The organism is Robbsia betulipollinis, assembly GCF_026624755.1.
Lineage (GTDB): Bacteria > Pseudomonadota > Gammaproteobacteria > Burkholderiales > Burkholderiaceae > Robbsia > Robbsia betulipollinis.
On sequence record NZ_JAPMXC010000001.1, the window covers coordinates 1,210,147 to 1,223,824 of the forward strand.

General features: G+C 67.4%; 12 protein-coding genes. 10 read left to right on the forward strand and 2 right to left on the reverse strand.

Annotation, left to right across the window (positions count from 1 at the left end):
- Positions 1-13 precede the first annotated feature (13 nt).
- From OVY01_RS05315 to OVY01_RS05350, 8 genes are all read left to right on the forward strand, one after another.
- Positions 14-892, forward strand: a complete 879-nt coding sequence (locus OVY01_RS05315) for an amino acid ABC transporter ATP-binding protein (protein WP_284700740.1) — start codon at positions 14-16, stop codon at positions 890-892.
- 4 nt (positions 893-896) lie between these two features.
- Entirely contained in the window at positions 897-2,345 is a 1,449-nt protein-coding gene (locus tag OVY01_RS05320) for an amidohydrolase family protein (protein WP_267846207.1), read from the forward strand.
- Positions 2,346-2,347: 2 nt separating this feature from the next.
- The gene (locus OVY01_RS05325; protein ID WP_267846208.1) at positions 2,348-3,532 is read left to right on the forward strand and encodes an ABC transporter ATP-binding protein; all 1,185 of its coding nucleotides are present in this window, start codon (positions 2,348-2,350) and stop codon (positions 3,530-3,532) included.
- A 70-nt stretch (positions 3,533-3,602) separates the two neighbouring features.
- Positions 3,603-4,658, forward strand: coding sequence for an ABC transporter substrate-binding protein (locus OVY01_RS05330; RefSeq protein ID WP_267846209.1), 1,056 nt, complete (start codon positions 3,603-3,605; stop codon positions 4,656-4,658).
- On the forward strand, positions 4,655-5,515 hold the full coding sequence (locus tag OVY01_RS05335; protein WP_267846211.1) for an ABC transporter permease: 861 nt from the start codon (positions 4,655-4,657) through the stop codon (positions 5,513-5,515). Before OVY01_RS05330 ends, OVY01_RS05335 begins: the two co-directional genes overlap by 4 nt.
- Positions 5,508-6,452, forward strand: a complete 945-nt coding sequence (locus OVY01_RS05340) for an ABC transporter permease (protein WP_267846213.1) — start codon at positions 5,508-5,510, stop codon at positions 6,450-6,452. The genes OVY01_RS05335 and OVY01_RS05340 overlap by 8 nt, the downstream gene beginning before the upstream one ends.
- Before the next feature lie 12 nt (positions 6,453-6,464).
- On the forward strand, positions 6,465-7,967 hold the full coding sequence (locus tag OVY01_RS05345) for an amidohydrolase family protein (RefSeq protein ID WP_267846215.1): 1,503 nt from the start codon (positions 6,465-6,467) through the stop codon (positions 7,965-7,967).
- A gap of 258 nt (positions 7,968-8,225) precedes the next feature.
- Positions 8,226-9,380 carry a porin gene (locus OVY01_RS05350; protein ID WP_267846217.1) on the forward strand — a complete coding sequence of 385 codons (1,155 nt, stop codon included), beginning with the start codon at positions 8,226-8,228 and terminating at the stop codon, positions 9,378-9,380.
- A 28-nt stretch (positions 9,381-9,408) separates the two neighbouring features.
- On the opposite strand, the gene OVY01_RS05355 is transcribed toward OVY01_RS05350, so the two are convergent.
- Positions 9,409-10,317, reverse strand: coding sequence for a LysR family transcriptional regulator (locus OVY01_RS05355; protein WP_267846221.1), 909 nt, complete (start codon positions 10,315-10,317; stop codon positions 9,409-9,411).
- Positions 10,318-10,432: 115 nt separating this feature from the next.
- Between OVY01_RS05355 and OVY01_RS05360 the strand changes: the two genes are divergently transcribed.
- Positions 10,433-10,861 (forward strand): VOC family protein, encoded by a 429-nt coding sequence (locus tag OVY01_RS05360; RefSeq protein ID WP_267846223.1) that lies wholly within the window; start codon positions 10,433-10,435, stop codon positions 10,859-10,861.
- The gene (locus OVY01_RS05365; protein ID WP_267846225.1) at positions 10,858-11,445 is read left to right on the forward strand and encodes a glutathione S-transferase family protein; all 588 of its coding nucleotides are present in this window, start codon (positions 10,858-10,860) and stop codon (positions 11,443-11,445) included. Before OVY01_RS05360 ends, OVY01_RS05365 begins: the two co-directional genes overlap by 4 nt.
- A 31-nt stretch (positions 11,446-11,476) precedes the next feature.
- Here the strand turns inward: OVY01_RS05365 and OVY01_RS05370 are convergent, their stop codons facing one another.
- Complete coding sequence (locus OVY01_RS05370; protein WP_267846226.1) at positions 11,477-13,654, reverse strand: amylo-alpha-1,6-glucosidase; 2,178 nt, start codon at positions 13,652-13,654, stop codon at positions 11,477-11,479.
- Positions 13,655-13,678 lie beyond the last annotated feature (24 nt).

Genomic DNA, 13,678 nt, shown 5'->3' on the forward strand with positions numbered 1-13,678 from the left:
GGAGCGCCCCGCCATGCCGATGCCCGGTTTCATCCATGCTGCCGCACCCGCCGATGCGCCGCGCGGGTCCGCACTGCCCGCGGGCACAGCACCCCTGCCCGGGGACGCGGCGCGCACGGCCCCGCTCGCCCCGCTGCTCAGCGTCGACCGCCTGCACAAGCGTTTCGGCGAGAAGGTGATCCTCGACGCGGTATCGCTGGAAGTGGGCAAAGGCGAAACGGTGGTGCTGATCGGCCCGTCCGGCTCGGGCAAGACGACGCTGCTGCGCTGCCTGAATTTTCTCGAAACGCCGGACGGCGGCACGATCCGCCTGCATGACGACATCATCGGCCGCACGGCGAACGGCGCCGCCCTGCCCGAGGCCGCGCTCGCGCGCCAGCGGCGGCGCTTCGGTTTCGTCTTCCAGCGCTTCAATCTGTTCGCCCATCTAAGCGCGCGCGACAACGTCGCCTGCGGGCCGCGGCGCGTGCTGGGCCTGTCCCAGGACGCCGCGCAGGAGCGCGCCCGGGCGGCGCTCGACCGGGTCCACCTGAGCGCGCATGGGGACAAACGTCCTGGCCAGTTATCGGGCGGGCAGCAGCAGCGCGTCGCGATCGCCCGCGCACTGGCGATGCAGCCGGAACTCCTGCTGTTCGACGAACCGACTTCCGCGCTCGATCCCGAACTGGTGCGCGAGGTCCTCGACGTGATGCGCGACCTGGCGAGCGCCAGCATGACGATGCTGGTGGTCACGCACGAGATGGCCTTCGCGCGCCAGGCCGCCCATCGCGTCGTCTTCATGGACGGCGGCGAGGTAGTGGAAGCGGGCCCGGCGGAACAACTTTTCGGGGCGCCGCGCGAAGCGCGCACGCGCCGTTTTCTTCAGCACCTTTCTCAAGACGTCAAGGCCTGACCCGATGCCGGACCACCCGATTTCCCCTGCCGCGTCGTCTGACACGCCATCCGAAGCGCCGGCCGGGACGGCCGTAACGCCAGGTACCGCGACTGCACCGCCCGCTGCCGCACCGCCTCATTACGACCTCCTGCTGCTCGGCGCGACGGTTCTCTCCGGCGTTGCCGGCGAGGCGCCCGTGGTCGACGCGGCGCTCGGCATCGTCGGTCAGCGGCTCGCCTATGTCGGACCGGCGGCGGCGCTGCCGCGCGAGGCCAAGGCCCGCGTCACGCGCCGGCTCGACGGTCGCCTGATCGTGCCCGGCTACGTCAACGTGCACACGCATACCATCCTGAGCATGGTGCGCGGCGTCGCCGAGGACCTCGGTTTCGCGCCGGCCTACACGCCCGGCATCCCGCACGGCCACGACGTGCGGCCCGACGAGGCGATCGCGCTGGCACGCCTGGGCGCGATGGAAGCCATGCTGTTCGGCTCGACCCTGATCAACGACAGCTATGTCCACGCCGACCTGACGCTGGGCGCGATGGCCGACCTGGGTCTGCGCGTCTATGCCTGCGGCCGCCTGCACGACGTCGACTTCTCCGGGGTGGCCGACGGCCGCTGGGAGCACCACGTCGCGATCGGCGAGCGCACGCTGCGCGAGGCGCTCGACCTCGCCGACCGCTGGCACGGCACGGCCGACGGCCGCACCGGCGTGCAGCTCGCCGTGCATGCGCCCGACACCTGCTCCGATGCCTTTCTCAAAACGATCACCGCCGCGGCGCACACGCGCGACCTCGGCGTGGCGACCCACCTCGCCCAGAGCCGCACCGAGGTCGCGCAGGTGCTGCGCCGTTCCGGCATGACGCCGGCGCAGTTGCTCGACGACGTCGGCTTGCTGGACTCGCGGCTGGTCGCCGCGCACTGCCTCTTTCTCGACGACGACGACATTCGCCGGGTCGGCGCCGCCGGCATCACCGTGGCCCATATCCCCAAAGGCAATGCGACGGGCGGAACGATGGCGCCCACGCCGCGGCTGCGCGCCGCGGGCGCGCGCATCGCGCTCGGCACCGACAACATGCACGGCGACATGACCGAAGTCATGCGCTGGGCGCTGGCCATCGCCCGCATCCAGCTGGGCGGCGTCGACGCCGCCTGGCAGCCCGCCGACGCACTGGCGATGGCCACCGGTCACGGCGCGGCCGCGATGGGACGGGAGCACGACCTCGGCCGCCTGGCCCCGGGCTGGCTCGCCGACCTCGTGGTATTCGATTTCCGGCGCGCGCATCTCACCCCGCATCCGAATCCTCTCGGCACGCTGGTGCATACCGGCATGGGCCGCGACGTCGAGATGGTGGTGGTCGACGGCGGCATCGTCGTCGACGACGGCCTGCCGACCCGGTGCGATGCGCGGCAGGTCATCGAAGCCGGTCACCATGCGGCCCGACAACTCTGGAAGCGAGCGCAGGCATGATCATGACGGACACCCTACGGCATCCTCCCGCGCCCCGGCCAGTCACCGGCAGCGCCGTGCGTTTCGAAAAAATCCGCCACCGGTTCGGCGCCACCACGGTCATCGACACCCTGGACCTGACGATCGAAGGCGGCGAACTGGTCGCGCTGCTCGGCCCGTCCGGCTGCGGCAAGAGCACACTGCTGCGCATCCTCGCGGGCTTGCAGCCGCAGACCGGCGGCACGGTCACCATCGGCGGCGAGCCCGTCGACGGTCTTTCGCCCCGCCAGCGCGGCGTGGGCATCGTGTTCCAGAACTATGCGCTGTTTCCGCACATGCGCGTGCTCGCGAACGTGGCGTACGGGCTCGAAGCGAACGGCATGAAACGCGCCGCGGCCGAGCGCCGGGCGATGACGATGCTCGAACGCGTGCGCATGGACGCCTTCGCCACGCGCCATCCGCGCGAGTTGTCGGGTGGCCAGCAGCAACGCGTCGCGCTGGCGCGCACGCTGGCGGTCGAACCGCGCATCCTGCTGCTCGACGAGCCGTTCGCCGCGCTCGACAAAAGCCTGCGCCTGGACATGCAGATCGAGATCCGCCGCCTGCAGCGCGAACTGAACATCACCACCATCATGGTGACGCACGACCAGGAAGAAGCGATGAGCATGGCCGACCGCGTCGCGGTGCTGCATCAGGGACGCCTGGAACAGTTCGCCGCGCCGACCGATCTTTACGACCGTCCCGCCACGCCCTTCGTCGCCGGTTTCGTCGGCACCGCCAATCTGCTGGCCGCGCGTCTCGTCGTGCGAGGCGAGCAGCTGGCGGCGCGCATCGGCGAACACGGCTGGCTGGCGCTCGCGCGCCCGGCGTGCGATCCGGGGGTACGGGCCGGGCTCGCACGCCTCGACGCCGCCGCGCAGCGGGACGTGGGCATACCGGTCCTGCTCGCCGTGCGCCCCGAACAATGGGAGGCACGAGACGCGGCTTCTGCGCCGGACGCCTCCGACGAACGGCTCACGGCCACCGTGCAGCTGGTGCTGCCGCTCGGGCCGACGCTGCTGACCGAGGCGTCGCTGGGAGATGCATTGCCGATCAAACTCACCGCGCCGCGCGGCGCCGGCGGCGCCTGCCGCGCCGGCGATCGCATTGTCCTGCGTATCCGGCCCGACGCGACGATCCGGATTTTCGCCGCGCCCGCCGCCGGCTGAACCCGCCACCGGCCTCTCATCCTGAACACGACCGGACTATTTCCGTCCCCCCCTTGAAAACGGAGCTGTGATGTCTACGATCGATTTTGAACGGCGCAGGATTTTGCAGGCGCTCGGCGCCCTCGGCGCGGTGAGTCTCGCGGCAGACAGCCGCGCCGCGTTCGCCGCGGACCCGCTCGCGGCCACGACCTTTCCCGGTGCCTGGGAAGAGTCCCACCGCAAGATCCTGCTGCCGGCGTTTCGCAAGGCGACCGGCGCCACGGTCTCGCTCACCGCCTCGCAGGCGGTGGACACCTTGACCAAGCTGACCGCGGCGCGCGCGAACCCGCCGTTCGATGTCGTCATGATGGACGAAGGCCCCTATCTGAGCGGTGTCGCGCTCGGCCTGTTCGAGGTCATCCCCGCGGCGAAGGTGCCGAACCTCGCCGACCTGCCGCCGCGCTTCATCGATCCGCGCAAGATGGGCGCCTATGTGTCCGGCCAGGTCTACGGCATCGCGTACAACGCCGAACGGGTCAGGCAGAAGCCGGCTTCGTGGAACGATCTGCTCAAACCCGCGTTCAAGGGGCGCGTGGGCATCGTCGGCCTGGATTCGACGCTGGGCATCGTCTGGATGGTGGCGCTGGCGAAGATGCTCGGCGGCGACGAGGACCACATGGACCCGGCGTTCGACTTCCTGCGCAGGCTCATGCCCAATGTCGGCGCGGTGGCGGCGAACCCGGGCGCGCTCGGCGCCCTCTTCCAGCAAGGACAGATCGACGTCTCGTGCCACTACATCAACAATGTCGAGTCCCTCAAAGCGAAGGGCGTGCCGCTCGCCCTGGCGCGGCCGGAGAGCGGCTGGGGGCTCGTGCGCAGCACGATGAATATCGTCAAGAACACGCGCATGCCGGACCTCGCGGCCGCCTATATCAACACCGCGCTCAGCGTCGACGTCCAGCAACAGATGACCGCCGCCCCCTACTTCGTCGCGCCGACGAACACCAAGGTGCCGTTCGGCGCGGCGCTGGCGGCCATCGCCCATTCCGCCACCGAACTGGAGCATTTCGTGCAGGTGGACTGGGAGAAACTCAACCCGCGCCGCGCCGGCTATATCGACCGCTTCAACCGGCTGGTGAAAGCGTGAAGCGTGTCACGCGCCCGTCGCGCCCCGCGGCGGACTGGCTGCTGATCCTGCCGCTGGGGCTGTTTTTCATGGTGTTCGTGGCGCTGCCGCTGTTGCTGCTGGCGTTCATCAGCCTGCACACGGACGCCGGCATGCAGCACATCGGCGGCCATCAGTACGTGCGGTTCTTCGCCGACGGTTTCAACCGCGGCGTGCTGTGGTCGACGCTCGGCCTCGGACTCGTCACCACGCTGGCCTGCATCGTGCTCGGCTATCCGATCGCCTGGCTGTATCTGGCCGCGGGCGCCCGGTGGCGGCGCGTGCTGCTGATGTGCATCCTGCTGCCCCTGCTGACGAGTTCGGTGGTGCGGACCTTCGCCTGGGTCGTGATCCTCGGCAACGAAGGCCTGGTGAACCGGTTGCTGTTCGCGCTCGGCTGGGCCACCACGCCGCTCAAGCTGCTCTACACCCCCACCGCGGTGGTGCTGGCACTCGCGCAGATCGAACTGCCGTTGATGGTGTTGCCGCTGGTCACCGCGCTGGGCGCGATCGACGCCCGGCTCGCCGAGGCGTCGCACGCGCTGGGCGCGAGCGCCTGGCGCACCTGGTGGCGCGTCGTCCTGCCGCTGTCGGTGCCCGGCCTCCTGAGCGGCACGCTGCTGGTGTTCACCGGCGCGGTCAGCGCCTTCGTCGTGCAGACCCTCGTCGGCGGCGGACAATTGATGTACATGCCGTTCTACATCTACCAGCAGGCCATCCAGTCCCAGGACTACCCCTTCGCGGCGGCCGTCGCGATGATCCTGCTGGTCGGCATCCTGCTGATGGTGACCCTGCTCAACTACTTCGGCCGCAAGGCCAGCGGATTCGTCCATGGCTGATCGGGATCCTCCCTCCTCGCCCGCGCGTCGTTCCACCCCTCGTCCCGCCCTTCGCCGCGCGCGGCGGCGGGGCGGCTCCGGTTCCCTGGCGCGACGCGTATCCTGGGTACCGTCCTTTCGCGTGACGATGGGCATGGCCGGGGCGCTCGGTCTGCTGCTGTTGCTGCTGCCCACGGTCATCGTCCTCGTCACGTCCTTCACCTCGGGCTATTCGCTGCGCTTTCCCCCGCCCGGGTTCTCGCTGCGCTGGTACCGGGCGCTGGCCTTCGACTCCCCGGAAATCCTCGACGCCCTCTGGGTGAGCCTGAAAGTGGCGCTGGCCGCGACGTCGATCGCGACACTGCTCGCCGTCGCCGCGGCGGTCGTACTGGCGCGCCGGCGCAGCGTGGTCGCGCGCCTGCTCGATTCCTTTTTCATGGCGCCGCTCACCGTCCCGTCACTCGCGCTCGGGCTCGGCATCCTCGTGCTGTTCAACCTGGAGAGCGCCGGGCTGTCCTTTTACAGCCTGCTCGCCGGGCACATCGCCTTGTGCGCGCCCTATGTCCTGTACACGACGTCCGCGAGCTACGCGCAGCTCGACCCCGCGCTGCTCGACAGCTCGCGGTGCCTGGGCGCGTCGTCGTGGCGCACGTTTCGCCGCATCGTCCTGCCGGCGCTCGGACCCGGCATCGCCTCGGGCGCCTTCATCGCCTTCATGAACTCGTTCGACAACGTCGCCCTGTCGCTCTTTCTTTCCGATGCGCGCACCGAGGTGCTGCCGATCCGCCTGTGGCATATCATCGAGGACAGCCTGGACGTGCGCGCGGCGGCCGCCTCGGGCGTGTTGATCGCCGTCACGGTGTTGTCGATGCTGATCATGGAGCGCTTCGCCGGCGTTTCGCGGCCATTCCGCGGCAATTCCACGGCGATACCCCATCTTGAAAACCATTCCGCATGAAAGCCATCCCGCATGAAAACGATCCTGCGTAATGCACGCGTCATCGCCGGAGCCGGGCAGCGGGTTGGCCCGGCCCCGCTCGACGTCGTCCTCGACGGCGACCGGATCGTCGCGCTCGAAGCGGCCGGGGCCGTGCCGGTACACGCGGGCGACACGCTCGTCGATCTGAGCAGCCGTCTGCTCGTCCCCGGGTTGATCAACGGGCACCAGCATTCCCACGAGCACTTCCACAAGGGACGGCTGGAGAACCTGCCGCTCGAACTGTGGATGCATTACGTGCGCGCCCCGCACGCAGTGCGGTTGTCGCCGCGGCAGGTCTACCTGCGCACGATGATCGGCGCACTGGAAGCGCTGCGCAGCGGCGCGACGACGGTGGTCGACGACGTCAATCTGGGCGGCGCGATCGACCCCGGCGCGGTCGACGCGCTGTTCCAGGCGTACGAGGACGCCGGCGTGCGCGCGATCATCGGCTTCTCGATGATGGACCGCGCGCTGGTCGACAATTTCCCCGATGTCGACGCGATCTTCCCGCCGGACCTGCTCGCGCGCATGCGCGCGCTGCCGCGCCCGACGCCCGATGCGTGGTTCGCTTTCCTCGATGGCCTTTTGCCCGCGCGGCATCCGCAGCGCAACCGCGTCGGCATTCTCGTCGCGCCGTCGGCACCGCAGCGCTGCACGCCCGCCTTCCTCGCGCGCTGCCGCGCCTTCGCCGACCGCCACGCGCTGCCGGTGATCATCCACGTACAGGAAACGCGGCTGCAAGTCGTCACCGCGCAGGCGTTCTACGGCAAGCCGATGGTCGCCTGGCTCGACGACCAGCGTTTCCTCGGCCCCAACACCTCGCTGATCCACGCCGTCTGGCTGTCGGCGGACGAGATCCGCCGCATCGCCGAACGCGGCGCGAGCGTGCAGCACAACCCGTGGAGCAATCTGATGCTCGGTTCGGGCGTGCAGCCGGTGCGCGAGTTGCTCGATGCGGGCGTCAACCTGAGTCTGGGTTCCGATGGCTGCGCGTCGACGCACACCAGCAATATGCTGAACGTGGCGGGGAGCGCCGCGGCGCTGTCGAAGATTCGTGGCGACGATTATTCCCGCTGGCTGTCGGCGGCCGAAGCGCTGGACGCGGGCACCCGGGGCGGCGCGCGCGCGCTCGGGATGGCCGGCCAGCTGGGCGCGATCGCACCCGGCCATCGCGCCGACCTCGTCGCGTACCGCACCGATACGCTCGCCTTCACGCCGTTGACCGATCCGGTTCGGCAACTCGTCTATGCCGAACGGGGCGGCGCCATCGACAGCGTCTTCGTCGCCGGCCGATGCGTGATGCGCGAAGGCCGTCTCACCGGCGTCGACGAGCACGCGCTGCTGCACGAGATCAACGACGCCTACGCCGCGTTGCGCGAGGAGTTCGACCGTGGCGACGCGTCGGTGGCGCCGCTGCGCGCCGCGATGGAGCAGGTCGTGCAGCGCGCGATGGCGCTGCAGGCCGGATGGCGCACCTATCCCGCCAAATTGTAGACGCGGCGGCCGCGGGCCTGCCGCCGCGGGCCGCGCCCGCCTCGCACTTTCAGGACGGCAACCGCGCGCGCCGTCGCGCCGTTTTCGCGTTCGGTACAACGCTTTCTTTCAGCGCATTGCCTCCACGACGCGTGTTGGCGCCCGCGCGGGGGACAATTCGATTTCGCTGTGACAGACTACCGCCGAACGACCCAGGTCTTTCCAGACACGATTTCGAGAAAAGGAACGAGCGTGAGAAAAAGCAGGATTTTCGCGACCATGGCCATCGGTGCCGCCGTGGCGTCGGGCGGCGTCCATGCACAAAGCAGCGTGACCCTCTACGGCCTGCTCGATGTCGGCGTGGACTACATCAGCAACCAGAAAGGCACGAGCGGCGGCAGTGGCAAATCCGTCGGCCTGCAAAGCGGCAACCTGAACCCGGACCGCTGGGGCCTGCGCGGCAGCGAGGACCTCGGCGCAGGCCTGTCGGCGATCTTCACGCTGGAAAACGGCTTCACGCTCAACAACGGCAAATTCGGGCAAGGCGGCGACGAGTTCGGCCGCCAGGCCTTCGTGGGACTCGCCAGCAGGCAATACGGGCAGGTCACGCTGGGTCGGCAATACGACGACGTCCTGAACTTCATCAGCCCCCTGTCCGCGGCCGGCTTGGGCTTCGGCGGGGTGTTGGCGTCCCATCCGTTCGACAACGACAATCTCGCCCTCAGCGCGCGGATGAACAACGCGGTGATGTTCCGCAGCATCGATTACAGCGGTTTGAAAGTCGGCGGCGGCTATGCCTTCAGCAACTCGGCGACCGGCTTCCGGCAAAACAACGCGTTCACCGCCGCCGCCAGTTACGACCGGGGCAACCTGTCGCTCGCGGCCGCCTTCTTTCAGGCGAACCATCCCGGCGGCGTGAATTCGGGCAATACGGCCGGCGGCGCGTTGAGCAGCAGCGACACGGACGCGCAACTCGTGGGCGACCGGCAGCGCATCTATGCCGCGGCCGCGCACTACGTGCTGGGCGCGACCGAAGTCGGTTTCGTCTTCACCCGTACCTCGCTGGACGGCCCCAGCGAGATTGCACATGGCGGCGCGTACGTGCCGCTCGTGGGCAACTGGATCACGTTCTACAACTACGAACTCAATGCGCGGTACGCCGTCACGCCCGCGTTCCACGTCGGCGGCGCCTACACCTACACGCAGGGGCATTTCGTCGGCGCGTCCAGCAGCGTCTCGCCGAAGTGGAACCAGTTGATGCTGCAGGCCGATTACGCGCTCAGCCGCCGCACCGACGTCTATCTCGAAGGCACCTATCAGCGCGTGACGAATACCTCGGTGGCCGCGTTGAGCGACGCCGGCATCTACTCCTTCGGCACCTCGTCGTCGAACCGCCAGGCGATCGTCGCCGTGGGCATACGCACGAAGTTCTGAACGCCGCGGCCTCCCGCGGCGAACGGCTTCACCGCGTCCGGGCATCGGGTCGGGGCGTGAGATTCTCCAACTGGCGGCACGCCCATTCGACGAATACCTTCACGCGCGGCGAGCGTTGCAACGTGTGCGGGTAGACCAGTTGGATCGGGATGTTCACCGGTTCGAAATCGCGCAGCACCCTGATCAGACGCGCGTCGAGCAGCTCCTCGGCCACCTGATAGTGCATCAGTCTGGCCACCCCTATCCCCTGAACACAGGCGAGACTCGCGGTTCGAACCTGGTTGCAAACCAGCTTCGGCGAGATTTTCTCGCCCGACGCCTTTTCGCCGTGCCGGTAGAACCAGTGCTGCCCTTGCGACGCCAGGGCGATGCAGGCATGGTCGCGCAACGCTTCCGGCCGGTCGAGCGGCGGCGCGGCGCGCAGATAATCCGCGCTCGCGCAGGTGACCAACCGCGTCACACCCACCTGACGCGCCACCATGCCGGAGTCCGGCAGCAAACCGATACGCAGCGCGACATCGAGACGCTCGTCGAGCAGCGGGATGATCCGGTCGCTCAGACGTAAATCCACCCGCATGCCGGGATGCTCCCTGAGAAACGCATTGACGATCGGCGCGACGTGGCGTTGCCCGAACTCGACAGGTGCCGTCAGACGCAGCAGGCCCTGGACTTTGCCATCCCGCCCTGCCAGCCGCTGCTCGATGTCGTCGAAATCCGCGAGCATGCGCCGGCTCCAGGCCAGATAGTGCTCGCCATCGTCGGTGAGCGCGATGCGCCGCGTGGTGCGGTTCAGCAATCGAACGCCCAGATAGCGCTCCAACGCCGCCAGCGAGCGCACGAGCGACGCGACCGACTGACCGGTGGCATTCGCCGCCGCACTCAGGCTGCCACACTCGACGATCCGAACGAAATTGGCCATTGCCTTGAGTCTGTCCATCGTCACCTTTTCCATTCATGCGATAACCGCACAGGTATTGTCAGCTTCGCGGCATGGATAAACACGGCGACCTGGCGGAAACTTCACGGCATGTCATCACCCGGAGCTTCGACGCATGAGCCAACCATCCAGTCCTGTCCGTATTCTCGCATACGACCATATCGGCATTCGCGTCAGCGATAGAGACCGCGCGATGTCGTTTTACCAGTCTCTGGGATTTATCGAGCGCGCGCGTTTTCCGCTGCACGAAGCCAACGAAATGCTCAGCCCGGACGGTGTGCGCATCAACCTGATCTTCAACGGGGCACGGGTGCCGGGGGCGCGCAACGCCCTGCTGGACGCACCGGTGAAGCTGCCGGGGATGACGCATCCCGCCTTCGTCGTGGCGGACCTTGCGGCGCTCCAGGCCTGGCTGACCGAGCGGGCGATCCCTATTACCGAGGGACCCCACCCCATCGGACCGAGGCGAATCGCGCTGTTCATCCGCGACCCCGATGGCAATGTTCTCGAGTTCAACCAACTGATGGAGGGAAACACGCAATGAAACTACACGATCTGGCGCGCTCCGGTAACTGCTACAAGGTGAGGCTTTTCGCGGCGCTGGCGAATATCCCGCTGGAGACGGTGGCGGTGGATTTTCTGCACGGCGCGCATGCGCGGCCGCCACTTTCCGATCTGAATCCGCTGGGACAGTTGCCCATCCTGGAGGACGGCGCGCGCGTCGTCAGGGACTCCCAGGCGATCCTCGTCTATCTGGCAGGCGTCCATGGCGGCCTGGCGTGGTGGCCGGCTTATCCGCAAGGTCAGGCCGACATCGTGCAATGGCTGTCTTTCGCAAGCAATGACATTCAGCACAGCCTTTGCGCCGCGCGCCTCGTGCGGCAATTCGGGGCCACGCTGGACATGGCGGCGGCGCAGGAAAAATCGGCGATCGTGCTCGCCGTGCTCGAGCAACATCTGGAAAGCCATGACTGGCTCGCGATCGGCCGACCCTCGATTGCCGATTGCGCGGTCTACCCCTATGTCGTGCTGGCGCCGGAGGGCGATGTGGATCTCGCGCCCTATCCCCATATCGCACGGTGGATCGACCGGATCCAGGCCCTTCCCGGCTATCTGCGGCAACCCTGACGGCTTCGGACGGCGGTCGCGATCTCGGGCGCTACACCGTTGCCCGGCCGGCCAGCAGCCGACGCGCGGCGGCGGAAGACCGGGCGCTGACCGCGGCGGCATCCCCCTTGAGCACCTGGAAACGGGTCGTGCCGTCATCTTCGCGCCAGAAACGGATGTCGAAAGTCTGATCGCCGACGCGGCACGCCCTGAGCGTCACATCCTTCAACCAGACCGGCAGGCAGGGATCGACATACAGCTTGCGCGCCGGGGCGTCTGGCTCCAGGCCGAGCATCGCCTGCACCAGCGAGAAAATCGATCCCGCGGCCCAGGCTTGCGGCACGTTCGCCCCCAGGTATTGAACCGGAAAGTTGGTGGCGTCGCGCGTGAGTCCGGCATACAGCTCGGGCATTTTTCCCAGGGCGAAAAATTCACCGGCCTCGAAAATCGCCTTGGCGACGGTGCCTGCCTCGGCGGCGAATCCGTAGCGCTGCATGCCCTGCGCGATCATGCCGTTGTCGTGCGGCCATACCGCCCCTTTCTGGTACGCGTAAGGGTTGAAGGCCGCATGGTCGGACGAGAGCGTGCGGATACCCCAGCCGCTGAACATGTCGGGCTGCATGAGTCGCGCGACCACCCGCCGGGCGCGATCTTCGGGCACGATTCCGGACCACAGGCAATGCCCCGGGTTCGAAGCCACGCTCATGACTTTGTTTTTCTCTCCGTCCAGCGCGAACGCGTAGAATCCCGCTTCTTCGTCCCAGAAAACCTCGTTGAATTTCCGGAACAGATCGTCCGCCTTGCCCCGCAACGCGTCGGCCTTTGCGCCGTGCCCCAGATGATCGTAGATCGTGGCCATGCGCAGCCACGCATCGTAGACATAGCCCTGCAATTCGCAGAGCGCTTTCGGCCCTTTCACGAGCGAGCCGTCGGGATAGACCAGCGCGTCTCCGGAATCCTTCCAGCTCTGGTTCTCCAGACCCGCCGAGGATCGCGTTTCGTATTCCTGGAAACCGTCTCCGTCACGGTCCCCGAATTCATCGATCCAGGTCAGACAGCGTTCTGCGGCGGGAAGGTAGCGCGTCAGAAGGCTGTCGTCACCCGTGGCCATCCACGCGGTGTGGAGTGCGATGAGATACAGGGGCGTGGCGTCGGCGGACCCGTAGTACGGCGTATGCGGCACCAGTTTCAGCGCCGCGAGTTCGCCCAGGCGCAATTCGTGCAATATCTTGCCGGGTTCCGCGTCCCGGTAGTCGTCCCGCTCCGTCGCCTGCCACGCCCCGAGCGCCGCCAGGGTGGCGGTCGCGAATTCCGCATGCACGAACGCGGTCTGCAAGGAACTGATCAGCGTATCGCGCCCGAACAAGGCGACGAACCAGGGCAGACCTGCGGCCGGCACCGTATGCGTTTCGCCCGCCGCCCGCACCGGCAGACGCAGCGCCGCCAAGTCGTCGATCGCCTGCCGGAAAAACCGTTCGAACCCGTTGTTGCTGCTCTCGAGCTTGATCACGCTCGCCTGCCATTTCTCCAATTCAACTTCGTTGAGGGTCGGCTGTCCCGTGCCGTAACATTCCCCGGGAGCGGTGTACACGTGGTGCCCGTCCGAGAGATCATAGCGCAGGCACGTATGCCAGGACCCATGTGGCGGAAGATCCACGCTGAACGCGATGCGGCCATTCGCATAGACCGCGGGGCACGTTGTGTTTGAACACGTGATGGCAATGGTTCGTTCGAACGCCGCATTGCGGTATGTCGTCGCGAGCCGCTGGGCATCGTCCGACCATTGCGTCGACACATGCCCCCGTCTGACCAGTCGTCCCGATTTCACTTCGAACAAATCCGCGAAGTCGCTGCGCACCGCGATCTCCAACGCGATACGGACGGGCGCGTCGTTCTGATTTGTCAAATCGAGGTCTTCGTGAACGCCACCATGAATATGGCGCGTCAAACAGAGTCCAAGCGTATGTGCCGCCACCGGCCCCTTTTCCGTCAGGATCGGCGGGTTCGTCATGAACACCCGCGCCGCGAAGGCACTCGTCGCCGCGCCGTTCAGCAACTCCCATGACGCACCATTGACATAGGCCCGCCAACTGCTGACGAGGCGCGTGTCGTAGAAAAACAGGCCTTTGTCGCTCGGCGAGTCGATCTGTCCATCGGTTTCGGTGAGCAGGACGGAATGCCCCTGGTGAATCGCGATCTGCGGCGACCCCACTTGAATTTTCACTGTCATCGTAAGCCTCTTGAAGGGTCTTCG

What these genes read in the sequence shown, in the direction of transcription:
- OVY01_RS05355 (WP_267846221.1), bottom strand. Translation starts at nt 10,317, where the DNA reads ATGGACAGACTCAAGGCAATGGCCAATTTCGTTCGGATCGTCGAGTGT.
- OVY01_RS05320 (WP_267846207.1), top strand. Translation starts at nt 897, where the DNA reads ATGCCGGACCACCCGATTTCCCCTGCCGCGTCGTCTGACACGCCATCC.
- OVY01_RS05345 (WP_267846215.1), top strand. Translation starts at nt 6,465, where the DNA reads ATGAAAACGATCCTGCGTAATGCACGCGTCATCGCCGGAGCCGGGCAG.
- OVY01_RS05325 (WP_267846208.1), top strand. Translation starts at nt 2,348, where the DNA reads ATGACGGACACCCTACGGCATCCTCCCGCGCCCCGGCCAGTCACCGGC.
- OVY01_RS05370 (WP_267846226.1), bottom strand. Translation starts at nt 13,654, where the DNA reads ATGACAGTGAAAATTCAAGTGGGGTCGCCGCAGATCGCGATTCACCAG.
- OVY01_RS05315 (WP_284700740.1), top strand. Translation starts at nt 14, where the DNA reads ATGCCGATGCCCGGTTTCATCCATGCTGCCGCACCCGCCGATGCGCCG.
- OVY01_RS05360 (WP_267846223.1), top strand. Translation starts at nt 10,433, where the DNA reads ATGAGCCAACCATCCAGTCCTGTCCGTATTCTCGCATACGACCATATC.
- OVY01_RS05365 (WP_267846225.1), top strand. Translation starts at nt 10,858, where the DNA reads ATGAAACTACACGATCTGGCGCGCTCCGGTAACTGCTACAAGGTGAGG.
- OVY01_RS05340 (WP_267846213.1), top strand. Translation starts at nt 5,508, where the DNA reads ATGGCTGATCGGGATCCTCCCTCCTCGCCCGCGCGTCGTTCCACCCCT.
- OVY01_RS05350 (WP_267846217.1), top strand. Translation starts at nt 8,226, where the DNA reads ATGGCCATCGGTGCCGCCGTGGCGTCGGGCGGCGTCCATGCACAAAGC.
- OVY01_RS05330 (WP_267846209.1), top strand. Translation starts at nt 3,603, where the DNA reads ATGTCTACGATCGATTTTGAACGGCGCAGGATTTTGCAGGCGCTCGGC.